The 25,895-nt window shown below is 68.4% G+C and carries 24 protein-coding genes and 1 pseudogene; 11 read left to right on the plus strand and 14 right to left on the minus strand.

Translation table 11 applies throughout. The features are described 5' to 3' along the window. Nucleotides 1–135: 135 nt before the first annotated feature. The 3 genes from OG985_RS04825 to OG985_RS04835 form a co-directional block, all read right to left on the minus strand. Complete coding sequence (locus tag OG985_RS04825; protein WP_371666952.1) at nt 136–438, minus strand: putative quinol monooxygenase; 303 nt, start codon at nt 436–438, stop codon at nt 136–138. A 29-nt stretch (nt 439–467) separates the two neighbouring features. Then, the gene (locus OG985_RS04830; protein ID WP_371666953.1) at nt 468–3,029 is read right to left on the minus strand and encodes a GH32 C-terminal domain-containing protein; all 2,562 of its coding nucleotides are present in this window, start codon (nt 3,027–3,029) and stop codon (nt 468–470) included. A gap of 223 nt (nt 3,030–3,252) precedes the next feature. Then, the gene (locus OG985_RS04835; protein WP_371666954.1) at nt 3,253–4,215 is read right to left on the minus strand and encodes a carbohydrate kinase; all 963 of its coding nucleotides are present in this window, start codon (nt 4,213–4,215) and stop codon (nt 3,253–3,255) included. Nucleotides 4,216–4,464: 249 nt separating this feature from the next. Between OG985_RS04835 and OG985_RS04840 the strand changes: the two genes are divergently transcribed. The 4 genes from OG985_RS04840 (at nt 4,465) to OG985_RS04855 (ending at nt 8,568) form a co-directional block, all read left to right on the plus strand. Beyond that, entirely contained in the window at nt 4,465–5,481 is a 1,017-nt protein-coding gene (locus tag OG985_RS04840) for a sugar ABC transporter substrate-binding protein (RefSeq protein ID WP_371666955.1), read from the plus strand. A gap of 150 nt (nt 5,482–5,631) precedes the next feature. Then, nucleotides 5,632–6,627 carry an ABC transporter permease gene (locus OG985_RS04845; protein WP_371666956.1) on the plus strand — a complete coding sequence of 332 codons (996 nt, stop codon included), beginning with the start codon at nt 5,632–5,634 and terminating at the stop codon, nt 6,625–6,627. Continuing rightward, nucleotides 6,624–7,460 carry an ATP-binding cassette domain-containing protein gene (locus OG985_RS04850; protein ID WP_371666957.1) on the plus strand — a complete coding sequence of 279 codons (837 nt, stop codon included), beginning with the start codon at nt 6,624–6,626 and terminating at the stop codon, nt 7,458–7,460. The genes OG985_RS04845 and OG985_RS04850 overlap by 4 nt, the downstream gene beginning before the upstream one ends. Nucleotides 7,461–7,536: 76 nt before the next feature. Continuing rightward, the gene (locus tag OG985_RS04855) at nt 7,537–8,568 is read left to right on the plus strand and encodes a LacI family DNA-binding transcriptional regulator (RefSeq protein ID WP_371666958.1); all 1,032 of its coding nucleotides are present in this window, start codon (nt 7,537–7,539) and stop codon (nt 8,566–8,568) included. Between the two features lie 248 nt (nt 8,569–8,816). Here the strand turns inward: OG985_RS04855 and OG985_RS04860 are convergent, their stop codons facing one another. Genes OG985_RS04860 through OG985_RS04870 form a run of 3 tightly spaced genes read right to left on the minus strand, consistent with a single transcriptional unit; the run spans nt 8,817 to nt 10,274 of the window. Next, nucleotides 8,817–9,641, minus strand: a complete 825-nt coding sequence (locus tag OG985_RS04860; protein ID WP_371666959.1) for a M57 family metalloprotease — start codon at nt 9,639–9,641, stop codon at nt 8,817–8,819. After that, the gene (locus OG985_RS04865; RefSeq protein WP_371666960.1) at nt 9,631–9,891 is read right to left on the minus strand and encodes a hypothetical protein; all 261 of its coding nucleotides are present in this window, start codon (nt 9,889–9,891) and stop codon (nt 9,631–9,633) included. Before OG985_RS04865 ends, OG985_RS04860 begins: the two co-directional genes overlap by 11 nt. A gap of 35 nt (nt 9,892–9,926) precedes the next feature. Then, the gene (locus tag OG985_RS04870) at nt 9,927–10,274 is read right to left on the minus strand and encodes a hypothetical protein (RefSeq protein ID WP_371666961.1); all 348 of its coding nucleotides are present in this window, start codon (nt 10,272–10,274) and stop codon (nt 9,927–9,929) included. Nucleotides 10,275–10,734: 460 nt separating this feature from the next. Here OG985_RS04870 and OG985_RS04875 point away from each other — a divergent pair, with 460 nt between their 5' ends. Beyond that, nucleotides 10,735–11,961 carry a lactonase family protein gene (locus OG985_RS04875; RefSeq protein ID WP_371666962.1) on the plus strand — a complete coding sequence of 409 codons (1,227 nt, stop codon included), beginning with the start codon at nt 10,735–10,737 and terminating at the stop codon, nt 11,959–11,961. A 285-nt stretch (nt 11,962–12,246) separates the two neighbouring features. Here OG985_RS04875 and OG985_RS04880 read toward each other — a convergent pair. From OG985_RS04880 to OG985_RS04895, 4 genes and pseudogenes are all read right to left on the minus strand, one after another. Beyond that, nucleotides 12,247–12,387, minus strand: a pseudogene (locus tag OG985_RS04880) (xanthine dehydrogenase family protein subunit M); the annotation flags it as partial. Between the two features lie 57 nt (nt 12,388–12,444). Then, nucleotides 12,445–12,816: a hypothetical protein gene (locus OG985_RS04885; protein ID WP_371666963.1), complete on the minus strand. Its 372-nt coding sequence runs from the start codon at nt 12,814–12,816 to the stop codon at nt 12,445–12,447. Nucleotides 12,817–13,678: 862 nt separating this feature from the next. Further along, nucleotides 13,679–13,945: a metal-sensitive transcriptional regulator gene (locus tag OG985_RS04890; protein WP_371666964.1), complete on the minus strand. Its 267-nt coding sequence runs from the start codon at nt 13,943–13,945 to the stop codon at nt 13,679–13,681. Between the two features lie 95 nt (nt 13,946–14,040). Further along, nucleotides 14,041–16,197: an MMPL family transporter gene (locus tag OG985_RS04895; protein ID WP_371666965.1), complete on the minus strand. Its 2,157-nt coding sequence runs from the start codon at nt 16,195–16,197 to the stop codon at nt 14,041–14,043. A gap of 107 nt (nt 16,198–16,304) precedes the next feature. Between OG985_RS04895 and OG985_RS04900 the strand changes: the two genes are divergently transcribed. Beyond that, nucleotides 16,305–16,700, plus strand: a complete 396-nt coding sequence (locus OG985_RS04900; protein WP_371666966.1) for a DUF302 domain-containing protein — start codon at nt 16,305–16,307, stop codon at nt 16,698–16,700. Between the two features lie 264 nt (nt 16,701–16,964). Here OG985_RS04900 and OG985_RS04905 read toward each other — a convergent pair whose 3' ends face one another. Continuing rightward, nucleotides 16,965–17,294: a hypothetical protein gene (locus OG985_RS04905; RefSeq protein WP_371666967.1), complete on the minus strand. Its 330-nt coding sequence runs from the start codon at nt 17,292–17,294 to the stop codon at nt 16,965–16,967. A gap of 61 nt (nt 17,295–17,355) precedes the next feature. After that, nucleotides 17,356–17,808: a MarR family winged helix-turn-helix transcriptional regulator gene (locus tag OG985_RS04910; protein WP_371666968.1), complete on the minus strand. Its 453-nt coding sequence runs from the start codon at nt 17,806–17,808 to the stop codon at nt 17,356–17,358. Nucleotides 17,809–17,872: 64 nt separating this feature from the next. Between OG985_RS04910 and OG985_RS04915 the strand changes: the two genes are divergently transcribed. Next, on the plus strand, nt 17,873–18,241 hold the full coding sequence (locus tag OG985_RS04915) for a VOC family protein (protein ID WP_371666970.1): 369 nt from the start codon (nt 17,873–17,875) through the stop codon (nt 18,239–18,241). A gap of 22 nt (nt 18,242–18,263) precedes the next feature. Here the strand turns inward: OG985_RS04915 and OG985_RS04920 are convergent, their stop codons facing one another. Further along, the gene (locus tag OG985_RS04920; RefSeq protein ID WP_371674718.1) at nt 18,264–18,554 is read right to left on the minus strand and encodes a hypothetical protein; all 291 of its coding nucleotides are present in this window, start codon (nt 18,552–18,554) and stop codon (nt 18,264–18,266) included. Between OG985_RS04920 and OG985_RS04925 the strand changes: the two genes are divergently transcribed. The 4 genes from OG985_RS04925 to OG985_RS04940 all read left to right on the plus strand — a co-directional run bounded on the left by OG985_RS04925 (nt 18,451) and on the right by OG985_RS04940 (nt 24,377). Next, nucleotides 18,451–18,936, plus strand: a complete 486-nt coding sequence (locus tag OG985_RS04925; protein WP_371674261.1) for an integrase core domain-containing protein — start codon at nt 18,451–18,453, stop codon at nt 18,934–18,936. The two genes, OG985_RS04920 and OG985_RS04925, sit on opposite strands and share 104 nt — an antisense overlap. A gap of 462 nt (nt 18,937–19,398) precedes the next feature. Beyond that, nucleotides 19,399–20,775: a ricin-type beta-trefoil lectin domain protein gene (locus OG985_RS04930; protein WP_371666971.1), complete on the plus strand. Its 1,377-nt coding sequence runs from the start codon at nt 19,399–19,401 to the stop codon at nt 20,773–20,775. 37 nt (nt 20,776–20,812) lie between these two features. Next, nucleotides 20,813–23,062: an RICIN domain-containing protein gene (locus OG985_RS04935; RefSeq protein ID WP_371666972.1), complete on the plus strand. Its 2,250-nt coding sequence runs from the start codon at nt 20,813–20,815 to the stop codon at nt 23,060–23,062. 22 nt (nt 23,063–23,084) lie between these two features. Then, a complete protein-coding gene (locus OG985_RS04940) occupies nt 23,085–24,377 on the plus strand; it encodes a ThuA domain-containing protein (protein ID WP_371666973.1) in 1,293 nt (430 codons plus the stop codon). A 332-nt stretch (nt 24,378–24,709) separates the two neighbouring features. Here OG985_RS04940 and OG985_RS04945 read toward each other — a convergent pair whose 3' ends face one another. Further along, nucleotides 24,710–25,597 carry a hypothetical protein gene (locus tag OG985_RS04945; RefSeq protein WP_371666974.1) on the minus strand — a complete coding sequence of 296 codons (888 nt, stop codon included), beginning with the start codon at nt 25,595–25,597 and terminating at the stop codon, nt 24,710–24,712. Between the last annotated feature and the right edge of the window lie 298 nt (nt 25,598–25,895).

Below are 25,895 nucleotides of genomic sequence, written 5' to 3' on the forward strand. Positions count from 1 at the left end.
GGGACCTTCGACAAGCCCCGTCGTTGCAGGTCAGAAGCACTTCTCTCGTCTAGGATCAGCCCTCGGACGCCCGCCCACGTGAAAGCTGGGCACGGAAGGAGATCGCGCCTGTCGGGAGCCCCTGTCGACAGCTCGCTACGGGGTCGTGGCCAGCGGATCGAGGAAGGTCAGAACTGAGGCATCCTCCTCGATCAGTGGGACGAGAACGGCGTTGAAGGGGCCGCCATAGGGGGCGTTCAGGTGTTCCTGGAAGGCGTCCTCGTCCCGGTACACCTCGAATATCCAGAAGGCGCGCGGGTCGGCCGCCCTGGTGTAGACGTCGAAGGCGATGTTGCCTTCCTCCTCGCGGACCTTCAGGGCGTAGTCCGCGATCAGGCGGGCGACCTCGTCCTCCGCTCCCTCACGGGCGGTGAACTCGGCGAGCAGGGTCTTCTTCATGGTCTCGTTCTCCATGTCGGTTGTAGGCGTCACTTGTGGGCGGAGTCGAGGTGCCAGACGGCGGCCCTGTCCAGCTTCACCGAGCCGTTCTCGGCGAAAACCTGCACTCCCTGGCTGGCGGGGTCGGGGAAGATCTGGTCGGTGATCGTGGCCTCGCCGCTGCCGCCGAAGACCTCGACTGACGACCAGTCGACGAGGATCCGCAGCTTGACCTTGCCGTTCTTGGCCTTCAGAGGTGCGGTCTGAGCGCCGGGGAAGGTGCTGTTGAAGTCGACGGCGCCGGAGTGTGTGCGGTCGACGTACAGCTCCTGTGTCGTGGTGTCGTAGCCGATGACGGTCTCCTCGCCATTGGCTCCCGTGCGCACTTTCAGGCCGAACCGGTCCGCGTCCTCGAGGGAGAAGGTCGCCTCGATGTCGAGCGCCTTGCCCTGCGCAGCGGGGCCGATCAGGGTCTTGGACGTGTTCTTGACGCTGACGCCGACCGTGGACACCGCGTGGGGCTGTCGTAGGGACGTCACGCTGTTCACGGGCTCGCTGGTCAGCCGGACGCGGCCGTCGATGGTACGCAGGGCCATTTCCCGGGGGATGCTCTGCGCTCCCCGCCAGGCGGACGTGGGGATGGCACCGCTGTAGTCCCAGTTGTTCATCCAGCCGATCATGTACCGCTTGCCGCCCGGCGCGTTGTCCCAGGAGACCGCCGCGTAGTAGTCCTTGCCATAGTCGGCCCAGTCGGCGCGCTGGACGACGGACTTCGCGGGCGCCTGCGCGGCGGTGAACTGGTCGGCGAGGAGGTGACCCCAGCCGGCGGTGTTCATGTCGGCGATCTGGATCTGCGCCTGTTTGCCCGCGTAGGGGCGCATGTCGAAGGAGGCCCAGTCGAGGGTCTCGCTGTTGGAGCCGGTGGCGCTGCGAACGACCTTGCCGTCGACGACGAGGTTGACGGCCGTCTCCTGGGAGACGGGTTGGGCCTGGGTGCCCGAGAGCATGATGTGGTCGACGTTGAGGTGGCCCCAGCCGCCACTGTTGTCGTCGACGATCTTTACCTGCGCCTTCTTGCCGGCGAGGTTTTTGACGTCCCAGGAGGCCCAGTTGAGTGCCTCGCTGTCCTGTCCGGTGGTGCTGCGGACCACCTGGCCGTCGACGAGGAGTTCGACGGCGGTGGGGTTGCCGGAGCCGGCGGGGTGGTTGCCGCCGCCGACAAGGAGGTTGACGTAGTCCTTGTCGATGGTGAACTCGGGCGAGGTGAGGGTGCCGGTGGTGGAGTCGCCGTTCAGGTAGCTGTTGGCGAGGCCGCTTCCCAGGAAGCCGGAGACCTCCTGCTGGTTGGGGAGGGTGCCGGTGGCCGGTGCGGTGCCGAAGGCGTCCCCGGTGGTCGTCCAGTCGCCGTAGGTGCCGGCCTCGAAGTCGGCGAGGACCGTGCCCGCGGGCGGCGGGGCCTGCTCCATGACAGTGCCGTCCACGTGAGGGTGCCGGCCGCCGCCGACCTTGAAGTTCAGGTACTTGCTGTCGACGGTGAAGGAGGGCGAGGTCAGCGTGCCGGTGGTGGCGTCTCCCGAGTGGAAGCTGTTGGCGAGGCCCTTGCCGTCGAAGCCGTCGACCGTGCCCTGACCGTCCACCGCCCCGGCGGCGGGAGCCGTTCCGAACGCGGTGCCCGTGGTCGTCCACGAGCCGAAGTCGGTGCCCTCGAAGTCCTGCACCACCGTGCCGGTGGGCGGGGTGTAGGTGCCCTTGTCCTCTGCGGTGAACTTCTTGCCGTCGAAGGCGCCGAGGAAGTACTGGGCGGCCGAACCGCCCGCGATGCCACCGGGGTTGATGTTGACGACCAGGACCCACCTGATCTTCTTCTTGTCCCCGTCGACCGCCAGGGGGAACAGGTCGGGGCACTCCCACACGCCGCCCGTCGCGCCGGACGGCCCGAACTCGCTTCGCAGCGTCCAGTCCTTGAGGTTCTTGGAGGAGTAGAACCGTACCTTGTGTTCGGCGGACATCGACACCGTCATCAGCCAGCTTTTCGTCGGCGCGTACCACTGGACCTTGGGGTCGCGGAAGTCCTTGGAGCCGATGTCGATGACGGGGTTGCCCTGGTACTTGGTCCAGGTGCGGCCGCGGTCGGTGCTGTAGGCGAGCGACTGGGCCTGTATGCCCGTGGTCTTGTTGTGGCTGGTGTAGATCGCCACCATGGGCGGGTTCTTCTTCGTGCCGAAGCCGGTGGAGTTGTCCCGGTCGACGACCGCGCTGCCGGAGAACACCATCTCCTTGTCGTCGTGCGACAGGGCGAGCGGCAGTTGCTTCCAGTGCACGAGGTCGTTGCTCACCGCGTGCCCCCATGACATGTCGCCCCACGCGTTGCCGTTGGGGTTGTACTGGTAGAAGAGGTGGTATTCGCCCCTGTAGTACACGAGGCCGTTGGGGTCGTTCATCCAGTTCTTCTCCGGCGTGAAGTGGAACTGGGGACGGTAGGTCTCGGAGTACGGCGGAGTGCCGGCGGCCACGGCCTGCGGGGCGAGCAGGGCTGCGGACAGGGCGCAGACGGTCGCCACCGCTGCCGTCATCCGTACGCGGGCATGCCGGGATAAACGTCTTGAGCTCATGGTGTCTCCTGTGCTGTGGCCGCCCATCTGGCGGAGCCTGTGGCTCTGGCGTGGACCGAGCGGAAAGTGACGCCCTGATCGGCGCCGTCGTCCACGCCGCCGGCCGAGGGCGTGTCATCGTTGACTTGTGTCATCGATGACATCGGGTGGCCCGATGATGAGCGGAGTCCGGCCGATGCGTCAACGGTGCGGGCGGGATTGCCCGGCGCGGCCCGCCCGCCCGTCAGGCGCCGCCGGCAGCCGGGAGCTGCTCCAACCGGTTCCCCCACGGCGGATTGGGACCGGCCACCGAGCAGGTCAGGGCAGCGACCCGGGTGGCGAACCGGCAGGCTTCCGCGACATCGTCGAGACCGAGACCGTCCAGCCGGCCACCGAGGAGTCCGTGGGCGCCGAGGTGGTGCAGCAGGCCGGCGGTGAAGGAGTCCCCCGCACCGACCGTGTCGACGACCTGCGTGGCCACTCCGGGAACCCGCAGCCGTACGCCGTCGAGCGAGGCGAGTGCGCCGTCGACACCCAGCGTGATCACGACGAGCCGTACCCCCGCGGCGTGCCAGGTGTCGCACGCCTGCTCGGGCGGGGTGCCGGGCAGGAGGAGTTCGAGGTCGTCCTCGCTCAGCCGCAGGATGTCGGCGAGAGCGCACCAGTGCGCCAGCCGGGCGCGGTAGGCCTCGGGGTGCACCAGCAGCGGCCTGACGTTGGGATCGATGCTGATGGTGGCCCGCGGAGCCGCTGCCGACAGGAACTCCTCCACCACCGCTCCGCCGGGCTCTCGGACCAGCGCCAGCGACCCGGTGTGCACACAGGCCGTCTCGGACAGATCCACCCCTGCCAGTTCCCCGGAAGTCCACTGCCAGTCGGCCGTGTTCTGCGCGTGGAACGAGAACGCGGCCTGCCCGGCGGCGTCCAGCTCCGCCACGGCCAGCGTGCTGGGCTCGGCGGCGGCGACGGCGTACGACAGGTCGACGCCGGACGCTTCCAGACGGGACCGGAACAGGCGGCCGAACACGTCGCCGGACAGGCGGGCGAGGAAGCGGGCCGGCGTACCGAGCCGGGCCAGGGCCACCGCCGTATTGGCAGGTCCGCCGCCGGGCAGCACCCGAAGAGCGAGTTCGTTCGAGGCGTGTGCCGGTTCGGTGAAGGCGTCCGCGACGCACTCCCCCAGGACGGTGATCTGGCGCGGGCTCATGGGCTGCTCATCTCTTGGAACAACGGGCGGAATCGGGCACGTAACGGGCGGTCGCGGAACGGCTTCGGGCGGACGACGAGCACGAGCGTTGCCGATTTGTGACGAGTGGAAGGCATTGACGTTGCCGGGATCCGGAGTCCATCATCCTGGCCAGGCAGTGTCAACGATGACATAAGTCAACGATGACACCCCGAGCGGCACGCTCTGATCCCACACCCCGTGCCGCCCGCTATCCCACAGGAGTCGATCATGTCTCGCACCACTCGCCTGTCCTCCACCCTCCTCAGAGCCGCCGCGGTCACGGGCGTCGCGGCCCTCACCCTGACGGCCTGCGGGTCCGGCTCCGGTTCGGGCTCATCGAGTTCCGGCTCGGGAGAGGTCAAGGTCGGTCTGATCACCAAGACCGACACCAACCCGTTCTTCGTGAAGATGAAGGAGGGCGCGGAGAAGGCCGCCAAGGAAAACGGTGCCAAACTGTCCACCGCTGCGGGCAAGTTCGACGGGGACAATGCCGGGCAGGTCACAGCCATCGAGAACATGGTCGCTGCCGGAGTGAAGGGCATCCTGATCACCCCGAGCGACTCCAAGGCGATCGTGCCCGCGATTCAGAAAGCCCGTGCCAAGGGTGTCCTGGTCATCGCTCTGGACACGCCGACCGAGCCGGAGAGCGCGGTCGACGCCCTCTTCGCCACCGACAACCTCAAGGCCGGCCAGTTGATCGGCGAGTACGCCAAGGCGGCCATGAAGGGCAAGACGGCGAAGATAGCCGCCCTCGACCTGGCGCCGGGCGTCTCCGTCGGCGTGCAGCGCCACGACGGTTTCCTGAAGGGCTTCGGCGCCACCGACAAGGACGTCGTGTGCGCCCAGGACACCGGCGGCGACCAGGCCAAGGGCCAGACCGCGATGGAGAACTGCCTGCAGAAGTCGCCCGACATCAACGTCGTCTACACCATCAACGAACCTGCGGCCCTGGGCGCGTACACCGCGCTGAAGGCCAAGGGCCGCGAGAAGGACGTCCTGATCGTATCCGTCGACGGCGGCTGCACCGGCACCCAGGCGGTCAAGGACGGCAAGATCGCCGCGACTTCGCAGCAGTATCCGCTGAAGATGGCCGCCGAGGGCGTCAAGGCCGTCGTGACGTACGCCAAGGACGGCAAGAAGGCCTCGGGTTACACCGACACCGGCGTCACACTGATCACCGACAAGGCCCAGGACGGGGTCACGTCGAAGGACACCGGCTATGGCCTGGAGAACTGCTGGGGCTAATCGACCCCATCTAGCGTACGACACCGCCACTTCTCTCAGCGGGGCGGTCGACCCACCTCCCGGTCAGGGACGGCCGCCCCCTTGTCCTGGCGGCGGGGCTTCAGCCCTCGTCCTCCGACAAGGACATCTGTCTTCCGACAAGGACTTCGCATGACAGCCACGACAACGCCGTACTCGGAGCTCAAAGCGCCGACCACGGCCCGCCGACTGCTCACGGCGCCGACCACCGGGCCCCTGGCCGCCCTCCTCCTGGCCTGCGCCTTCTTCTCCTTCTCGACCGACCAGTTCCTCACCGGCGGGAACTTCTCGCTGATCGTGCAGCAGGTCATGGTCGTCGGCACCCTCGCCATCGGACAAACCCTGATCATCCTCACCGCGGGCATCGACCTGTCCTGCGGGGCGGTGATGGCCTTCGGCAGCATCGTGATCGCCAAGATGGCGGCCGAGGGCTCCGTCCCACCATTCGTCGCGATCGCTCTGGGATTGGCCGTCTGCGGCGGCTTCGGGCTGCTCAACGGACTGTTGGTGCAGAAGATCCCGCTACCGCCGTTCATCGTGACCCTCGGCATGCTCAACGTGGCGTTCGCACTGACCCACATCTACTCCGAGGAGCAGACGGTCACCAGCCTGCCCGGCCCGCTGACGGCCCTCGGTGAAACCTTCCCGCTGGGCCACACGGACATCACCTACGGCTCCCTGGTCACCATCGCCCTGTTCCTCCTCCTCGCCTACGCGCTGAGCAGCACCGGCTGGGGCCGCCACGTCTATGCCCTGGGCAACAGCGCCGAGGCTGCCCGGCTGAACGGCATCCGCACCTCCCGCCTGACCATAGGCATTTACACCGTGGCCGGCCTGCTGTACGGCATCGCCGCCCTGCTGCTCATCTCCCGTACCGGGGTCGGCGATCCCCAGGCCGGGCAGACCGACAACCTGGACAGCATCACCGCCGTGGTGCTCGGCGGCACCAGCCTCTTCGGCGGCCGCGGTTCGGTCCTGGGCACCTTCATCGGTGTCCTCATCGTCGGTGTGTTCCGCAACGGCCTCCAGTTGATGGGCGTCGCCTCCATCTACCAGACCCTGATCACCGGCGTCCTGGTGATCCTCGCGGTGACCGTCGACCAGATCTCCCGGAGGAAGGCACGATGACCGCCACCACCGCCCCCACGCCCGTTCTCCAGGCCCGCGGCCTGGTCAAGCGGTACGGCCAGGTCACCGCCATCGACGGCGCCGACTTCGACCTGCTCCCCGGGGAGGTCCTCGCCGTCATCGGCGACAACGGCGCCGGCAAGACCAGTCTCATCAAGGCCCTCACCGGCGCAGTGGTTCCCGATGCCGGTGAGATACGGCTCAACGGCGAACCCATCACCTTCTCCGGTCCCCAAAGCGCCCGCGCCCACGGCATCGAGACGGTGTACCAGGACCTCGCCGTGGCCGCCTCGATGGACATCGCCTCGAACATGTTCCTGGGGCGGGAGCTCCGCCGCGCCGGCATCCTCGGCAGCGCCTTCCGGATGCTCGACAAGAAGCGCATGCGCCAAGAGGCCGCCGAGCACATGGCCGACCTGAAGATCGGCCTGCGCTCTCTGACCCAGTCGGTCGAGACCCTCTCCGGCGGACAGCGCCAGGCCGTCGCGGTCGCCCGCTCCGTCGCCTGGGCCCGTTCCGTCGTCGTCATGGACGAACCCACCGCCGCCCTCGGCGTCAAGGAGTCCGGCCAGGTCCTGGATCTCATCCGCCGTGTCCGCGACAAAGGCATGCCGGTGGTCCTGATCAGCCACAACATGCCCCATGTTTTCGAGATCGCCGACCGGATCCACGTGCACCGCCTTGGCCGGCGCGCCGCCGTGATCAAGCCCTCCGACTACTCCATGGCCGAGGTCGTCGCCATTATGACCGGCGCTCTCACCGTTGATGCGGCCGGAGATACTGTCGTAGCGGACTCGGAGGCCGCGAAGGCCGCCGGAGTCCAGGCCACCTGACAGCACAACCCCGCTCTCGCAGTTTCCGGCCGAGGCCGCGGCCGGAACCGAGAGCCCTCAGGAGACGGTTTCCTCCATGGCAGCGAACCGCCGCCCCACCCTGGCCGACGTCGCGCGAGAAGTGGGCGTCAGCGCCAAGACGGTCTCTCGAGTCCTCAACGAGGACGGACCCGCTTCCGCGCAGACCAGGGAACTGGTACTGACCGCAGTGGCCAAGCTCGGCTTCCAGCCGAACCTCATGGCCCGCAACATCCGCGTCGGCGGACCCGACACCACCATCGGCCTGGTCATCCCCGACCTCGCCAACCCCTTCTTCGGAGCGGTGGCCCGCGCCATCGAGGACACCGTCCGTGAACGCGGACTGACCCTCCTCATGGGCTCCTCCGCCGACGACCCCGACCGCGAACGCGCCCTGACGGACAAGTTCCTCGCCCGCCGCGTCAGCATCCTGATCGTCGTCCCGTCCGTCGGCGCCGACCACTCCCACCTCAAGCCCCACCGGATGGCGGGACTGCCCGTGATCTTCCTGGACCGCCCCGGAGTCGGCCTGTCGACGGACAGCATCGTCAGCACCAACCGTGCCGGAGCCCATGCCGGCATCGCCCACCTCGTCGCCCAGGGGCACCGCCGCATCGGCTTCGTCGGCGACCTTCCCCTGAAGCTCTACACCCGGCGCGAACGTCTGGCCGGTTACCGATCGGCGCTGGAGGAAGCCGACATCCCCCTCGACCGCTCCCTCGTCGCCAACGCCCACGACCAGCAGGGCGCCGAGACCGCGACCGCCCAACTCCTCGACCTGGCCGATCCCCCCACCGCCCTGTTCGCCGGAAACAACATCATGGCGCTGGGCATCGTCGCCGAACTGGCCCGCAGCAAGCGCAAGCACGTGGCCGTCGTCGCCTTCGACGACGTCGCGCTCGCCGAGGCACTCGAACCGGCCCTGACTGTCGTCGCCCAGGACCCGGAAGAACTTGGCAGAGCCGCCGCGGCCACCGCCCTGTCCCGACTCGACGGCGACCGCTCTCGCGCCCGCACCATCACCGTTCCGACACGCCTGATCCTCCGAGGTTCAGGCGAGCAACCCGCGTCGGCCGCCCAGGAAACATGACCCGCGCGCCTCCGTCCGAGCATTGGCGTGTCCATACGACATCCGGCCGCCTGGCCTCTTCAGCAAGACCGTCGACTCCATACGCCGGCGGAGCCCGACTCATGGTCGCAAAGGAGCGCAGCCTCGCAGGCATCCTCACTCCTCGGCAGCATCGCCCACCGGTCGGCGGGCGGTGCGCGCCGCACGGGCCAGGTCCAGGGGCTGATCGAGCCGGTTCTCGCGGGCCGAGCGGCGCTGCGTCCACTCCGTCAGGCGGCGAGGAGGTTGAAACTGGACAGCGGAGGCCCGTAAACCTTCTGGGCACCCACGCGGTCGAGTTCGGAGATTGCGAGCTCCCGTGATCCCACACCACCACAGAAGTAGTGCATGACCGATTGCGGGTCGTACTGCGTGAGGTCCACCGTTCCCTCGGTGGATTCGTCGGGGCACACGGCGGGCGCGCCCGAGCGGATGTGTTCGTGCCGGAAGCCGATGGCATGGCCCAACTCATGCCGCAGTACCCCCACCCGGTCGAAACTGGTGGTCTGGTACGACGGGTCGATGAAGACGCGCCTGCGGTTCTCCGGGTCGTTCGGGAAGAACGCCGCGGCGATGAACTGGCCCCCGGAGTCGAGGTGCCGTACCGGGAAGACGACTTCGGGCGGCCGCAACGAATCGCTTTCGTCGGCGGCCTCCACGTGCGCGAACTGCACGCCGCAGGTCGCCGACCAGTCGTCGGTGGCGCGTCGCATGTTCTCGACGACCGACTCGTACCACTCCCGCTCTGGGAAGGTCTTGCGCAGGACGCAGTACTTCAGGACCGTACCCGGCTCCCAGCGCAGGAACTTGCCGTCCTGCAGGATGCCGAGCAGGCCGCTGCTCGGCTGCCCGAGCGGGCTGATGCCGCTGCCTATGGCGCCGACCCCTGTCTGTGCCAGCAGCCGGGCCGCCTCGCGCTGTGCCCGCAGTGCCCTCTGCGCCTGGATGTAGACGTCGAGTTCGTCGGCGTCGAGCAGCAGATCACCCTCCGCCCGATAGAACACCTGGCCGTCGATGACGATCTCGGGGCGCCGCACGTCGGAGCTATCTGTCATTTTCCGTTCCTCTTTCGAGCAGTTGCGGCCGGAACAACCTGATCCACTCGACCATCATCTGGTCGCGATCCATGAGCTGGTCGCCCCGGGCGACCCGGAGCGACTCGGCGTCCACATCGATGAGAGGGAAGCTGTTGTTCCAGGCGATGAACTCCGGCAGCGACGCAACGGACTCACGCAGCCCGGGAAACCGGTCCAGCAGGCGGCTTTCCTGTGTCCGCTGTTCACTTGCGCCGTTCTCGTCGGGCACCGTTCGCTCCGGAAGGTTTGGTGCTGAAGGCTCGGTCACTGCCAGAGCACGCTGGCCCGCACCTTGATGTCGGAGTTCCACTGGATGGAGCCCACTATTTCCAGGATGCCGTCGTCGTGCGGAACGACGTTGGCGACGCTCATCGTTGCCAGCCCTCGGAACGGGACATTGTTCCCGTCGACTTCGCAGAGCGACACAAACGCCCGGCTGTACGACTTGAGAGTGGGGCCGCAGATGAGCCGCCTCGCGAAGACGCCGTGCGCGGGGAAGAAGAACGTCGTGTAATCGACGATCCGCTGCTCTCCGCCGGCTTCGTTCCCGGGTTCCAGGAGTTCATCCCGGACGTCGATCTCGACCTGTTCTGGGGAAGCGTACGAAACCATGTGATGCCCGCTTTCTGAGAGCGTCAGCGCTTCTTTCCCCGTGTCTCCGACCCGAGGCACACGGTCGACCGCGCCAAGAAGTTGACGCAGGAACTAGGTGGGTGATGCGGAAGGTGAAGGAATGCCGCACTTCCGCAAGCGCGGTCTGGTTCCAGAATACGCTCCGACCTGCCACTTTGCAGCGCGGTCCGCTGCCCGCAGCCACGACGGTGGACCGTGAGCCAGCCCTAGATCTGCTCAACCGCCCATCGCTTGAAAATCGGGATGAATACCCTGACACCAGCGGCAAGGGTGGCAGGTGAGCCGCAGGCCGAACGGGCACCAACTTCTCCGGGACGAGCGGAAGTTCTTACGAGAAGCTGACACGGGACCGAAACATCCGCCTCCCACCTGCCCCACAGTCAACTCTGGCTCTGTACGTCACCGACCGGCGGTGGCAACGAGGCACGAGGAGTCAGACGTGAGCAGGCATATCAGGCGCAGGTCGAAGTCGCAGGTCCGAATGACCATTGCCGGGGCCGGCATCCTCGCGTCGGCGGCAGTCGCGACCATGGTGGCCATCGCTTCGGCGGGCGAGGTCCCCCGCGCACACGAAGGCGCGACGACGAAGAGCGCCAAGGCAGGAGCCGACCACGCCGTCTTCGTACAGGGCAACGAACTCGCCGGAAACACCATCCACGTCTTCAAGCGCGGCGAGGACGGAAAGCTGACCGCCTCGGGCACCTACGCGACCGGCGGCAAGGGCGGGGACCAGGTCGACGCGCCCACCGACTCCCTCGCCTCTCAGGGCTCACTCGTTTACGACCGCGGCTCACATCTGCTGCTGGCAGTCAACGCCGGCAGCGGCACCGTGACCTCGTTCCGGGTCGAGGGACAGAAACTGACGGGCCGGCAGGTGGTGCGCTCGGCAGGGGACTTCCCCTCATCCATCGCGGTGTCCGGCAACCTCGCCTACGTCATGAACGCGGGAGGCGCGGGCAGCGTCCAGGGCTTCAAGATCACCGCCAACGGCCTCAAGCCGCTCAGCCGTTCGTATCGCTCCCTCGGGCTGAAGAACGACAAGGTGCCGTTGTTCAGCAGCTCGCCCGGCCAGGTCGCATTCACGCCGGACGGCCGTGAGCTGGTCGTCACCACGAAGTCGGCCAACACCATCGAGGTGTTCCCGATACGGCCCGACGGACGTCCCGCACACCGGGCGAAGGTCAACGACTCGGCCGGCGGCGTGCCGTTCGCGATCACCTTCGACAAGGCGGGCCGGATGTTGGTGGCGGAAGCCGAGAAATCGACGGTCAGTACGTACAAGGTGCTCGCCGACGGCAGCCTCAAGGTCGTCCAGAAGCCCCTCGCCAACGGCCAGAACACGCTGTGCTGGCTGGAGCGCGCCGGCGACTTCTTCTACGGCGGCAACACCGGCAACTCAACCGTCACCGGCTACCGCAGCGACCGGCACGGCAGGCTCGCGCTCACCAACGAGATCGGCATCGCCACCCCGCCGTCGGCGATGTCCCAGGGGGTCATCGACCTGGCCGTGACGCAGGACGAAAGGTTCCTGTACGTGCAGAACGGGACCTCCGGCACCGTCGACGGCTTCCGCATCGGCAGGAACGGCTCCCTCACCAAGGTCACCACAGCCACCGGACTGCCCCCCTTCGCCGAGTCCGGCATGGAGGGCATAGCCGCTGTGTGAAGAAGCTGCCACTGCGGCCCGGCGCCCTGGAGAACCTGTCCGGGGCACCGAACCCGTTCCGACCTGGCGGGAGTGCTCGACGACGGTCACCGCTCCCGTCGCCGGTGAGGTGTGCGGGCCGGACGCGCCCTCCCTCGGCCGGGCCGGCCCTCGCCCCTGACTGTGTTCGACGGCTCACCCCACCTCCAACGGGAAGCCCGCTGCCGTTCCCGCATGACGAGCGCTGTCATGCCCGCGAGCGGCGTGCGCACGGCATCAGACGACAAGTCACCAAGTCCGCGAAGGGCGTTCACGATTCGGGGTGCTGCCCGGCCGCAGCAGGAAGCCGGCGAAGGAAACCTCGCGTTCCCCCTCCGGGCCCAGCAGATGCACCCATGCCTCCAGCGCGGCGAACGCTAGGGCCCCGTCGGAGGAGTGGGTGGCCACGCGAGGTGGAACAGGCAGCGAGTGAGCATCGCCTGCACCCAGCAAGACACCCCACGGTCAATAGGCGGCGATCCAGCGCCTGACGGCATCGTTGACGGTGTCGTCGAGGGCGCTCAACGCTTGCACGGCTTGCAGGTCTCCTGGCGCGGGCGCGATTCCCGCTCGGGTGAGTGCCGCGTGCAACTCCAGGCGGCGCCGGTCGGCCGGAGCCATCGTCAGGGGCAGCCGCCGGCCCCGGTCGGGAGCAGGCCACGTCGTCTGCTCCTCGGCAGCCCGCGCCTGGGGCGGCACGCGCCAGTCCTCGTCTTCCCACTGCTCCCCAGCCTCCGCCTCGCTCGACGTCGCATGCGCGTCGAATCCGCAGCGGTAGGGGTCCAGGATCAGCACAGGCGCCGTCCCGGCTGTTGGTGAGTACTTCCACTCCTGCATGACAACCTCCAGCGTTCGGTACTCCTTTGGTGCCGAGGAGGCGGCCTGTCCGGTGGACGGTTGCAGGACCGGCAACGAACCACCTGAATGCCCCCAAACCCATTTCGTCACACCACCGCATCACCCCACATCGATCGATCGCCTGAGCGCTCATCGCGTGAGAACCGACCGCCTGACGCACGACGCCGCAGCGAGCCGTACCAGCCGCCGGACTGTATTCCCGAGGCCCGTCACCCCATCGGCAACAGCATGCCTTCATCCCCGACGCCAGCCTCGGCTACCGCCGCGGTCCCGCCGACGGCGACGACTGGTCGATGCCAGGTGTACTCGGCCAATTGGCCGGCAACTCGCGTCGGCCGCCCCGCCCGATACGAACTCACCCGACCCGGCGAGCCTCGTCCGCCACCACGCAGACCGGCTCTCCGTCCCCGAAACCCTGCGCCGCCTCGTCCGCGCCTGCTCAAGCAGCACAACAACCAACTCGACGACGACGCCAGCCTCTTGGTGCGAATGACTTGGCCCCGACACCCACCTGTCCCACGCGGACCCACGGGCTGGAATCCATCAGTCCACCGATCACGACTGACACGCGATACGACTGCGTCATCGCTCGTCAGGCAGCGCGTGAATGCCGACCACGACGACGCGGAACCCTGTGCGGCCCTGCTGCGGGCGTACTGGCTGCCCTTCGAGTCCGACGGTCACGGCGGCGCCGTGCCGACACACGGAAGGCGGCACTGCTTGAATTCCGCCCGGGACTGACAGTGATGGTCAGCGTCGCGGCAGCCACCGTGACTTTCCCGGTCGTGTCCGCCTTCCGGCGCGATCTTCCCTCATGGCCGTCGTGCGCGCTCGAGGTGTCTCAGGCGAGGGCGAGGAAGAGCTTTTCGAGTTCGGCTTCGCTCATCGGGGGTGCGTCCTCGTCGGCGGCGGCCATGCACTGGCGCATGCCACTGGCGATGATTTTAAAGCCGGCGCGGTCCAGGGCGCGGGAGACCGCGGCGAGCTGAGTGACGACGTCCTTGCAGTCGCGGCCGGCCTCGATCATGGCGATGACACCGGCGAGCTGCCCCTGGGCGCGACGGAGGCGGTTGAGAACGGCGGTGCTGGCTTCCTCGTCGACCTTCACGGGCGGCTCCTCCGAGTGGGTTTCTTACGGTGGATCGTACCCCCTGGGGTATCGGTGGACCCGGGCGGGACCCGGGCCACCGGGGCGCGAAGTGGTCAGTCATGGGAGAAACGGATGTCGGGCAGGACCCTGCGCAGCCACGCCGGGCTCCACCACGCGGCGCGGCCGGTGACGCGGAGCAGGGCGGGGAGCAGCACGAGTCGGATCAGGAAGGCGTCCAGGAGGACGGCGGTGCCGAGGACGATGCCCATCTCCTTGGGCGGGAGCGGCTTGGCCAGGGCGAAGGTGAAGAAGACGGCGACCATGACGCCCGCTGCCGCGAAGATGACGCGGCCGGAGTGAGCGAGGGCGGCGGTCATGGCCTTGCGGGGGTCGCCCGTGTGCTCGAAGTGTTCCTTGGCGGAGGACAGCAGAAAGACGGTGTAGTCCATGGCGATGGCGAAGATCATCGCGAAGAAGAAGACCGGGCCCCAGCCGTCCAGGAATCCCTGCGGGTCCAAGCCGAGCAGCCCGGAGCCGTGTCCGTCCTGGAAGATCAGCCGGGCGACGCCGAAGGCGGCGGCGGTGGCCAGGAGGTTGGTGAGCACCCCGAGGGCCGCGATCAGTGGGGCCTGGAGGGCGATGAGCAGCAGGACGAAGCCGAGGGCCAGGATGACGCCGATGACCAGCGGGGCCTTGTCGTCCAGGGCCTGTTTGAGGTCGATGTTCTCCACGGCCGCGCCGCCGACCGACGCCTGGCTCGGGAGTTCGGCCCGGAGGGTCTTGACGATGTCCTTCAGTGACGGGTCGGAGGGGTCGACCGACGGCATGGCCTGGATCAGGCTCCAGTGCGAGCCGTCGGCGGCCGCCTGGGCGGGCAGGACGGCCGCGATGCCGTCGGCGGAGGCGAGGGTGAGGGCCGTGGCCTGTGCCTGGGCGGTGGGCGCGACGATCTGGAGCATGCCGGGGGCGCCCTTGCCGAGGGCCTGCTGCACCATCTCGTAGCCCTGCCGTGAGCTGTCGGCGGCGGGGACGACGGTGATGGACGGCATCGCGGTCTTCAGCCCGAACGCGGGGACGGCGAGCGCGGTCAGGACCAGCACTGCGGGCACCCCGTAGCGCAGCGGGTGACGCCACAGCCGCTCGCCCCAGGCGCCGAAGCGCGGGGAGACGACCTGGTCGGTGCGGGTCCGCGGCAGGGCGAGCTTGTTGACGCGCGGGCCCAGCTTGCCGAGGGCGGCGGGCAGCAGCGTCAGCGTCGCCGCGAGCACGAAGACGACGGAGAGCATGATGCCGACGGCCATGGTGCGGACCGCCGGGGCGGGCACAAGCATCACGGCGGACAGGCTGACGAGCACGGTCAGTCCGGACAGCAGGACGGCCTTGCCCGCGGTGTCCATGGTCTCCTCCACCGCGCGGCGCGGGTCGCCGTGACGGGCGAGGGCGCCGCGGAATCGGATGACGAGGAAGAGGGCGTAGTCGATACCGAGCGCCAGGGCGAACATCAGGGCGAAGTCCATGGCCCAGATGGAGATCGGCGTGACATGGCTGATCAGGACCAACGAGCCCACGGAGGCAGCCAGCCCAGCCACGGTGAGCAGCAGGGGCAGGCCGGCGGCGACGAGCGAGCCGAAGGCAATCACCAGGACGACCAGGATGACCGGCCAGGACAGGATCTCGGCGTGGATCATCGCATCGAGGTTGGCGGTGTTGAAGTCGCTCCACAGCACGGACGAACCGGTGGCCCGCACGGCGATGCCGTCGGTGGACAGCGCGCGCAGCGGATGCTTGAGGTCGTCGGAGGCTCGCACCATGTCGTCCGGCTTGGCCTCGGCACCGCCCAGCAGCACGGCGGTCCTGCCGTCCCGACTGATCGTCGCCCCGGCCCGAGGCTGGACGACCTCGGAGATCCGGTCGTCAGCGGTCAGCAGCCTGGTCGCCTCGGCAAGCACGTTCTGCACGGCGGGGTCGGTGACCGGACGGTCGGCGTGGACGACGACCTGGATCGCGGTGGAGCCGGTGCCGCCGAATTGCTGCTGGGCCAGCTCACGGACCGCGACGGACTCCGATCCGTTGCTCTGCCAGCCCGCACCGGACAGTGCCGTGGTCACCTGCGGCGCGAAGACGCCGAGCACGGCGACCACGATCACCCACCCCGCCAGCACGGATTTGAAATGGCTCACCGTCCAGCCGCCAAGGCGCCCCAGAGGGCTGGGTGGAGTGGGCGGGGACGGTGTGGCTCCGGTCTTGGGGGCATGGTCGACGCTCGTCATGGAATCCTCCCTGATACCCCGGGGGGTAATGTTGCGACGAGCGTACACGATACCCCTGGGGGTATTATCGATTGCGTTCGCATGCTTGGCCATCAGCGGAGGAACCCGTGAGCTACGACCGCACCATCAGCCTGACCAGCGACTTCGCGACCACGGTCGACGCCGTACGCGAAGCCCTCGCCGCCCAGGGCTTCGGCATCCTCACCGCAATCGACGTCACGGCCACCCTCAAGACCAAGCTCGGCCACGACATGGAGGACTACCTGATCCTCGGCGCCTGCAACCCGCCCCTGGCCCACCGCGCCCTCGAAGCCGACCGCACCATCGGCCTGCTGCTGCCCTGCAACGTCGTCGTACGCCGAGAGGGCGACCACACGCTCGTCCAGGCCCTGGACCCCAACACCGTGGTCACTCTCACCGGCCTGTCCGCCCTGCAGCCGGTCGCCCAGGAAGCCGCCGCCCGCCTGGACGCCGCCCTCGCCTCGCTCGCCTGCCCCGCCTGACGCCCGTTGAGATCCCTGGTGACCTCGACCTTCTCTCGGTCCTGGACGCCGCTCGCAGGGCGTCCAGCTGCCACAGCCCGTAGCGCAGGCCCTGCGTGCGGACCGCTTCCCAACGCGCCTGCTCCTGCTTCCGGTACATCCAGCCGCCGCCGGCCAGCACCGCGAGCACACCGATGACGACCACGATCCACCCGTGGGACAGCAGCCAGTTGACGACCGTCACCACCAGGGCGACGGCCAGAACCACGCTCACGAGGAGACCGGTCAGCCGATCGGCCGCGCGCTGCCGCCGGCCGGTCCGGCGAGTGCGCGGACGCGCCGGCCGGCACCTGACCGCCTCGCCCGACCCTTGCGGGTGTCAGGGCTCATCGACCGGCCCGCCTGACGCCGCTCGCCGACTGCCCCAGGACGTTTCCGGATTCCCCGGCCCAGCACACCCAGCACCACAACGATGACGACGGTCAGCTTCTCGCCGAAGCGGCTGCGGGCCTCCGTACACCGCCGCAGCCGCCAGACACCGATGACTGCGAGCAGGAAGGCGAACGGCACCAGAGGGTGCAGTCCGGGCCTGACGGTTTCCGAGGCCGCCGACACGGAAGTTCACACTCGGCCGCACTCCTGTCCGGGCGCGACCAGACGCGCGCCAAAACACGAGCTACGCACCGTCGCCGCCCTCACGCAGGGAATGGATCATGCTCTGCAGGATCCGGAACGCGCCCGACTGCTCGGTCTCGGTCATGCCGGCCAGCATTCTGACTTCGACGGACCGGACCGCCACGGTCGCCTTCGCAAGGCTCCGCCGGCCGCTCGGCGTCAGCCGCGTGGGAAGCACCTTCCCCACCGGTGCCTGCGCAGGCCTGCTCACGTAGCCGTCGCGTTCCAGGGTCTTGAGCAGCACGTTCATCGACTGCCGCGTCACGAACGCACCTCGCGCGAGCTCGGAGTTCGACAAGCCCGGCCGTTGCGCCAGCAGCTCGAGGCAGGAGTAGTGCGTCACGCTCATCCCGAGCGGCCGCAACACCTCCTCCATCGCTGTACGGAGGGCGCTCGACGCCTCTTTCAACAGGTAGCCCAGTGACGTCTGCAGGTCGACACCGTCTTGATTCATGTCAGCATTCTGACATACATTGACCTGTGTCAGAAAGCTGACATGAAAAAGAAGGAGCATCACCATGCCCGCCACCGGCCCCGACTTCATCTCCCTCCAAACGCGCGACCTCGACGCGTCACAGGCGTTCTACGAGCAGTACCTCGGCCTCGTCCGCTCGCAGACCGGCCCCCCGCATGCCGTCGTCTTCGAGACGAAGCCGATCGCCTTCGCACTCCGCGACGTCATTCCCGGCACCGATCTCGCATCCGTCGCCCAGCCCGGCATCGGTACCGCGATCTGGCTCCACGCCACCGACGTTCAGGCCATCCACGACGCTCTCGCCGCCGACGCTCACACCATCGTCTCCGCACCGATCGACGGCCCCTTCGGCCGGACCTTCACCTTCGCGGACCCCGACGGCTACCAGATCACACTCCACGACCGCACCTGACCGGCCAAACACCACCAGACAATCACCGCTCCCCTGAAACCCACGGCTTGCACCCCACGCCCGCGCATGACAGCACCTCCCGCCCGCCGACCTGACGACGTTGCGCCGGCCAGACGGACTCGGCCCGGATGCGGTCGGCCAACAACTGCACCCCGACCATCCGGTGCCGCTCCGACGAGTGGCCGACCCCGGTCGGCATCCCCGTCTGGGTGCCCGCCGGATCGTCCACGAACTCGCGGGCCGCGGGCTGGAGTCGGCGTGGGGACAACGGCATCACCCAGCGGCTGACCAAGCCGCGCTCGCCCACCACCACGGGCAAGATCGAACGCTTTCACCGCACCCTGCGCGAGGAATTCCTCGATCACATGGTGCCGTTCGAGTCGCTGGCCGCCGCCCAGGAAGCGATCGACGGCTGGGTGCACGCCTACAACCAGCAGCGCCCGCACCAGTGGCTCAACATGGCCACCCCGTCAGCCTGTTCTGGCCCCACACCGCCGTCGGCGGCGATGACGAGCATCCTGAACAGGTGGTCTCCGAGCCGGAGTTGTCTGTCGGGGTCGCCGAACCGCCCGTCCTGCCGCCGGAGGGCACCGCGATCGAGTTCGAGGTGCGGGTGCCTCCCAGTGGCGAGATCACCTTGGTGGCGGGCAGGCAGCGAGTCGGTATCCACCAGGCACTGGCCGACCGGACGCTGACGGTCTGGGCTGATGGGAACGTAGCTCTGCCCTGTTTCGGCCGACCGCCTGAGGCGGATCGGCGCGGCACGGACGGCGGCGTCCCTGCTACCGCGGCGCGGCGCGGCGCGCCACCGTCTGCGGAGAGCGGCACACGCTCGGCCGCCCGAGGTGGTCGACGTGTCGATCCTGCGAGCAGAGCGCCTGCGTGAACGCACTTCAAGAAGTGAACCGCGGAACGTGGGTCCACCGCGCTGGACGGATGCATAACGATCGAGTCGAGAAGGTCTGTCACCACCCATCGGAGACGTTCAACTCCTCATGCCCTCGCTCCATTTCGGACCGTTCTTTGCTTCATCTCTTGACGCTTCTGGTACAGACCTTTAGGTTCACCGATCACCAAGACTCCATGAATGCAGTTGTCGTTCATGGATGCGAACACCCCCCACGTCAGCCGTCTGTGAAGGGCTGTGATCCCCCCAGATGATCCATTCATCCCTCGCACGCTCCACCGCGCTCCGACTCACCCTCTCCACCGCAGCGCTCACACTCTCCGTCGGCGCCCTGAGCGCCACCCCGGCCGCGGCCGCCACCGGCGCGATCACCTGGCTCGGCGGCAAGTGTCTCGACGTCGCCGCGGCGAACCCGGCGAACGGCACCGCCGTCCAGCTCTACGACTGCAACGGCACCGCCGCCCAGCAGTGGACGGTCGGCTCGGACGGCACGATCCGCGCGCTCGGCAAGTGCCTCGACATCACCGGCAACTCCACCGCCAACGGCGCACGCCTCCAGCTGTGGGACTGCGGCGGCGGCGCGAACCAGAAGTGGACGGTCACCGCCGCCCGCGACCTCGTCAACCCTCAGTCGAACAAGTGCGCAGACGTCACCGGCAACACCTCGGCCAACGCGACCCCGGTCCAGATATGGAACTGCACGGGCGCGGCCAACCAGAAATGGACCGCCCCCGGCAGCGGAGGCACCGCTCCCAGCGCGCCGATGGCCGTCGCCCCCTACCTGTACAACGGCTGGGGCAGCCCGCCGAACCCGGCGACGGTGATGAACGCGACCGGCGTGAAGTGGTTCACCCTGGCCTTCGTGCTCAGCAACGGCTACTGCAATCCGCAGTGGGACGGAAGCCGTCCTCTGACCGGCGGTGTCGACCAGCAGACCGTCAACACCGTCCGCGCGAACGGCGGTGACGTCATCCCGTCGTTCGGCGGCTACAGCGGCAACAAGCTGGAGAGCTCCTGCTCCAGCGCGGGCGAGCTCGCCGCCGCTTACCAGAAGGTCATCAACGCCTACGGGCTCAAGGCCATCGACATCGACATCGAGGCCGACGCCTACAGCAACGGAACCGTCCAGCAGCGCACGGTCGACGCCCTCAAGACGGTGAAGACCAACAACCCCGGCCTGAAGGTGTACGTCACCATCGGCACCGGCACGAGCGGCCCCGACACCAGCCTCATCAACCGGGCCGCCAACTCCGGCCTGAGTGTGGACAGCTGGACCATCATGCCGTTCGACTTCGGCGGCGCCGGCCAGAACATGGGGACGCTCACCACGCGGGCCGCCGAGGGCCTGAAGACCGCGCTCAAGAACGCCTACGGCTACAGCGACGACCAGGCGTACCGGGACATGGGCATCTCCTCGATGAACGGGATCACCGACCAGAACGAGACGGTGACCGTCGCCGACTTCCAGACGATCCTCGGCTACGCGCAGCAGCACCATCTGGCACGGCTGACCTTCTGGTCGGTCAACCGGGACCGCCCCTGCACGAGCGGGGTCGCCGACAGCTGCTCCGGCGTGGGCCAGTCGGACTGGGACTACACCCGCGTCCTCGCGAAGTACACCGGCTGACCTTCGTCACACCCCCCACCAGCGCAGGAGTGCTCCCATGTCCCGTTCCACCCTGTCCAGAAACAGAAGAACGTCCGGCCGGCACCGGATACCGAGACTGCTCACGGTGACCGCCCTGGTGGCGACGACCCTGTCGGGCCTGTCCGTCGCGGCGCAGGGCGACGCGGTGGCAGCCACCGGCGCGGCCGCCCAGGCCGCGGCCCTGCCGACCGGCTGGGCCACCGTCGTCAACACGGGCAGCGGCAAGTACGTCGACGCCCGCGCCGCCGGTACGGCCGACGGAACGGCCGTCCAGCAGTACGCGTGCAACAGCAGCCAGGCACAGCAGTGGCGCCTCACGGCCACCTCGGGCGGCTACTACCGGGTCGACAACCGTGCCGACGCGACCAAGGCATGGGACGTCACCGGCGTCTCGGCCGCGGACGCCGCCCCGGTCCAGCTGTGGACGTACAGCGGCGGCGCCAACCAGCAGTGGCAGACCGTGGCGGAGTCCGGCGGCACCTACCACTTCGTGAACCGCAACAGCGGCAAGTGCCTCGACGTGCCGAGCGCGTCGACCGCCGACAGCGTGCAGCTCCAGCAGTACGCGTGCAACGGCTCGGCGGCGCAGTCCTTCTCCCTCAACCCCGTCGACGTCCAACAGCCGCCCGGCACACCGGACCTCGGCCCGAACGTCACCGTCTTCGACCCGTCGACGCCCGCGGCCACCATCCAGAGCAGCCTCGACGCGGCGTTCCAGCAGCAGCAGACCAACCAGTTCGGCACCGCGCGCAAGGCCTTCCTCTTCAAGCCCGGCAGCTACGACGCCAACGCCAACGTCGGCTTCTACACCCAGGTGGCAGGCCTCGGGCTGTCCCCCGACGACGTCACCATCCGGGGCGCGGTGCACACCGAGGCCGACTGGTTCCAAGGCAACGCGACCCAGAACTTCTGGCGTTCGGCGGAGAACCTGTCGGTGACCCCGACCTCGGGTTCCGACCGGTGGGCGGTGTCGCAGGCGGCGCCGTACCGGCGGATGCACCTGCGGGGCAACCTCGCCCTCGACGACGGCGGCTGGTCCAGCGGCGGCTACATGGCCGACACCAGGATCGACGGCCAGGTCAACTCCGGTTCACAGCAGCAGTGGCTGTCGCGGAACACCGAGTGGTCCAACTGGACCGGCTCGAACTGGAACATGGTGTTCGTCGGCGCGAAGAACGCTCCCGCGAACAGCTTCCCCAGCCCGCCGTACACCACGGTGAACCAGAGCCCCGTCTCCCGCGAGAAGCCGTTCCTGTACGTCGACTCCGCGGGCGCCTGGAAGGTGTTCGTACCGGCCGTCCGCACCAACTCCACCGGGGTCTCGTGGGGTTCGGGGACGCCGGCCGGGACGTCGCTGCCCCTCTCGGACTTCTTCGTCGTGAAGCCGGGTGCGACGGCCGCGCAGCTGAACGACGCGTTGGCGCAGGGCAAGAACCTGCTGGTGACGCCCGGCGTCTACCACCTCGACCAGACGCTCAAGGTCACCCGGCCCGACACCGTGGTGCTGGGTCTCGGACTCGCCACCCTCATCCCCGACAACGGCATCACCGCCATGACGGTGGCCGACGTGGACGGCGTCCAGCTCGCCGGGCTGCTGATCGACGCGGGCACCACCAACTCCGCGCAACTGCTGGAGATGGGGCCGAACGGTTCCTCCGCGGACCACGCCGCCGACCCCAGTTCGCTGCACGACGTGTTCTTCCGCATCGGCGGCGCGGGCGTGGGGAAGGCCACCACCAGCCTGACGATCAACAGCGACGACGTCATCGGCGACCACCTGTGGCTGTGGCGAGCGGACCACGGCAGCGGAGTCGGCTGGACCAGCAACACGGCGGACACCGGGCTCGTCGTGAACGGCGACGACGTGACCATGTACGGCCTGTTCGTCGAGCACTACCAGAAGTACCAGACCGTCTGGAACGGCAACGGCGGGCGTACGTACTTCTACCAGAACGAGATGCCGTACGACCCGCCCAACCAGGCTGCCTGGATGAACGGTTCGACGCAGGGCTACGCCGCCTACAAGGTCGCGCCGTCCGTGACGAGCCATCAGGTGTACGGGTTCGGCAGCTACTGCTACTTCAACGTCAACTCGTCCGTCGCCGCCGAGCACGCCATCGAGGCGCCGAACAACGCCAACGTGCGCTTCAAGGACATGGTGACGGTCTCGCTGGGCGGCACCGGCACCATCCGGCACGTGGTCAACGACCGGGGCGGACCGTCCAACTCCTCGACCAACGTCGCCAACCTCGTCAGCTACCCCTGACCCGTCCGGGAAGGACCGTCCGATGCACATCAGCAGATCCGGTCCGGCACGCGGGATCCTCGGATTCCTCGTCCTGCTGGCGAGCCTGCTCGGCCTGGCCTCACCGCCGGCCGCGCACGCGAACACCTCGGCGGCACCCTTCAAGGTGCTCGCCCTCTACAACGGCACCTGGGACGCGGCCCACATCAGCTTCGTCCACGAGGCCAACGACTGGTTCCCGAAGCAGGCCGCGGCCAACGGCTTCACCTACACGGCCAGCAACAACTGGGACCTGCTCAGCAACGGGGGCGTGAACGCCTACCAGGTCGTGCTGTTCCTCGACGACCTGCCGCAGACCGCCGCCCAACGCACCGGTTTCGAGCAGTACATGCGCGCCGGCGGCGCCTGGATGGGCTTCCACGTCTCCGCCTTCACCACCGACGCGCAGAGCTGGCCCTGGTACCACAACCAGCTCCTCGGCACCGGCAACTTCCGGTCCAACACCTGGGGGCCGACCACGGCCGTCCTCAAGGTGGAGGACCGGACCCATCCCTCCACCGTGAACCTTCCGGCGACGTTCACCTCGTCGGTCAGCGAGTGGTACAGCTGGTCCAACGACCTGCGGCAGAACCCGGACATCCGGATCCTCGCCTCGATCGACCCCAGCAGCTTCCCGCTGGGCACGGACCCGAACCAGACCTGGTACAGCGGCTACTACCCGATCCTGTGGACCAACACGAAGTACAAGATGCTGTACGCCAACTTCGGCCACAACGCGATGGACTACGCAACGAACACCACCCTGTCGTCGACCTTCGCGAGCGCGACCCAGAACCGGTTCCTGCTGGACGGGCTGAAGTGGCTCGGCGGAGCGGGCGGGTCGGTCCCGCCGACCGGTCCGATCTCCGAGACCACCTGGTACTCCCTGGCCAACGCCGGCAACGGCACCTGCGTGGACGCCCGGGCGGCCGCCACGGCCAACGGGACCGCGATCCAGCAGTACGCCTGCAACGGGACGCAGGCGCAGCAGTTCCAGTTCCGCTCGACGGACAGCGGCTACACGCGGATCACGATCCGTCCGAATCCGCAGCAGGTCGTCGACGTGACCGACCGGTCCACGGCTGACAACGCGACTCTGCAGCTGTGGAGTTGGTCGGGCGGCCTGAACCAGCAGTGGCAGCCGGTGCAGGAGAGCGGCGGGCGCTATCACTTCACCGCACGGCACAGCGGCAAGTGTCTGACCGCAGCGGGTTCGGCCGCGAACAGTGTGCAGCTCACCCAGCGGGCCTGTGACGGCTCGGCGGCGCAGAGCTTCGCGCTCACCGCACAGCCCTGACCGGCCTTGGTCACACACGTGGCCCCGTCGCGTGCCCGCGGCGGGGCCACGCGTGCGCCGTCGGCCAGGCGCGCCGGCCGGGCCCGTTCGGTACCGGCGAACACCCGGGCACCGACCTCGAGGTCCGGGGTGCTGTCGTACGTGACGGGCATGCTGGACTCCGGGCGATCGCCGGTGCCCTGCTCGAGGCCGAGGAACCGGTCGGAATGCAGGGCGGTGGCCACGAGGCCGTTCCGGGCAGGGGCGGGGACCGGAAGGTGGAGCGAGTGGCCGCCACACCTGTGGCGACCGCTACGACCCGTGTCGAGATTCCTCGACCTCGTCCTCTTCTCTCATGTGCTTTCTTCGCTGAGGCGGTCGACTGCCCACGGCAGAAGCTCCTTGGCCACGGACAGGCTGAAGGGCCGCACCAGCGAGCTGAGTTCGGCGCAGGCGGCCGGACCGAGCGTGATGTAGGGCAGGGCGGCCAGCCTGTCGGTGGTGTCCTCGATCTCCGCCCTGCGCCGCGCACCCTCCTCGGTCAGAGCCAGGTGGGACACGTCGTCGAGCCATCCACGCTCACGCAGACCCTCCACGGCCTGCCCCCACTCCTCCGGCGTCCATGCCCGCGATGCGCGCAGCACCTCTGCGTCGATGTCGCCCCCGGCGGCGTGCGTGACGAGAGCCTCGATCCCGCTCAGTCCGGCAGTCAGCAGTGCCGCCACATGCCCGTCGCCACGGAACTCCCGCAGCAGAGTCTGCGCGTGCCAGAGCACCAAGTGGGGTGCGCTCGGCCACGGCAGTGCTGCGTGCGCGGCGAACAGGGGGCGGCCTTGCGGATGGTGCACGGTCACCTCAGCCGCGGTACGAGCCAGTTCCGCCGCGCGGGCCAGCGCTGGTGAGGAGACGTCGGCGCCGAGGATGCGGCGGAGCGTGGCATCGATCCCGGTGAGCCGGGCGGCAGCGAACCGCTGCGGCGTGGCCGCTTCCCATGCCGCGGGTATGGCTCGGCGCACGAGTTGGGGATTGAAGTTGTAGAACGTGGCGACGACCAGATCCGCCGGAGCGGCGCCGAGCGCGGCGGAGCGGGATGCGAAGTACCCCGTCCTGGCGTCCACGCCCAACTCGGCGTACAGCCCTGCGGCTTCGGGCGAGAAGTAGACAGCCCCATGGTAGGGCTCGAGAGTTCTCCAGGTCTTGCGCACGAGGGCCAGGCTGTCGCGGTCCAAGTTCTGCGTCATGAGCGGCTCTCCGTCCTGCGGCGGATGGAACGATGCTGTTCATCGAGCACACAACGGCGAGTGAGGGACCCCCATTGATACCGTCTGGTCGGTACGCTATCGGAGCGCTGTTTCGGCGGCTACTGCCCGGCGACCAGTTCTCCGTACCAGTTCGTGATGACGACTGCTGCATCAGCCGGCCGCATTCGGTGCACTTGGCGCGGGGCGTGTTCGCGCGGGCGTAGCAGCCGCTGCAGACGTTGCCTCCCCCGAGGCCGTGGTCAAGGGGACGCGAGGCTCGTCCGCAGCGGCTGCACCT

The organism is Streptomyces sp. NBC_00289 (assembly GCF_041435115.1).
In the GTDB taxonomy this organism is placed as follows: Bacteria; Actinomycetota; Actinomycetes; order Streptomycetales; family Streptomycetaceae; genus Streptomyces.

Excerpts from the sequence above, each read along its gene's own strand:
- OG985_RS04825 (WP_371666952.1), bottom strand. The coding sequence starts at position 438 with ATGAAGAAGACCCTGCTCGCCGAGTTCACCGCCCGTGAGGGAGCGGAG.
- OG985_RS04830 (WP_371666953.1), bottom strand. The coding sequence starts at position 3,029 with ATGAGCTCAAGACGTTTATCCCGGCATGCCCGCGTACGGATGACGGCA.
- OG985_RS04835 (WP_371666954.1), bottom strand. The coding sequence starts at position 4,215 with ATGAGCCCGCGCCAGATCACCGTCCTGGGGGAGTGCGTCGCGGACGCC.
- OG985_RS04840 (WP_371666955.1), top strand. The coding sequence starts at position 4,465 with ATGTCTCGCACCACTCGCCTGTCCTCCACCCTCCTCAGAGCCGCCGCG.
- OG985_RS04845 (WP_371666956.1), top strand. The coding sequence starts at position 5,632 with ATGACAGCCACGACAACGCCGTACTCGGAGCTCAAAGCGCCGACCACG.
- OG985_RS04850 (WP_371666957.1), top strand. The coding sequence starts at position 6,624 with ATGACCGCCACCACCGCCCCCACGCCCGTTCTCCAGGCCCGCGGCCTG.
- OG985_RS04855 (WP_371666958.1), top strand. The coding sequence starts at position 7,537 with ATGGCAGCGAACCGCCGCCCCACCCTGGCCGACGTCGCGCGAGAAGTG.
- OG985_RS04860 (WP_371666959.1), bottom strand. The coding sequence starts at position 9,641 with ATGACAGATAGCTCCGACGTGCGGCGCCCCGAGATCGTCATCGACGGC.
- OG985_RS04870 (WP_371666961.1), bottom strand. The coding sequence starts at position 10,274 with ATGGTTTCGTACGCTTCCCCAGAACAGGTCGAGATCGACGTCCGGGAT.
- OG985_RS04885 (WP_371666963.1), bottom strand. The coding sequence starts at position 12,816 with ATGCAGGAGTGGAAGTACTCACCAACAGCCGGGACGGCGCCTGTGCTG.
- OG985_RS04895 (WP_371666965.1), bottom strand. The coding sequence starts at position 16,197 with ATGACGAGCGTCGACCATGCCCCCAAGACCGGAGCCACACCGTCCCCG.
- OG985_RS04910 (WP_371666968.1), bottom strand. The coding sequence starts at position 17,808 with ATGAATCAAGACGGTGTCGACCTGCAGACGTCACTGGGCTACCTGTTG.
- OG985_RS04915 (WP_371666970.1), top strand. The coding sequence starts at position 17,873 with ATGCCCGCCACCGGCCCCGACTTCATCTCCCTCCAAACGCGCGACCTC.
- OG985_RS04930 (WP_371666971.1), top strand. The coding sequence starts at position 19,399 with ATGATCCATTCATCCCTCGCACGCTCCACCGCGCTCCGACTCACCCTC.
- OG985_RS04935 (WP_371666972.1), top strand. The coding sequence starts at position 20,813 with ATGTCCCGTTCCACCCTGTCCAGAAACAGAAGAACGTCCGGCCGGCAC.
- OG985_RS04940 (WP_371666973.1), top strand. The coding sequence starts at position 23,085 with ATGCACATCAGCAGATCCGGTCCGGCACGCGGGATCCTCGGATTCCTC.
- OG985_RS04945 (WP_371666974.1), bottom strand. The coding sequence starts at position 25,597 with ATGACGCAGAACTTGGACCGCGACAGCCTGGCCCTCGTGCGCAAGACC.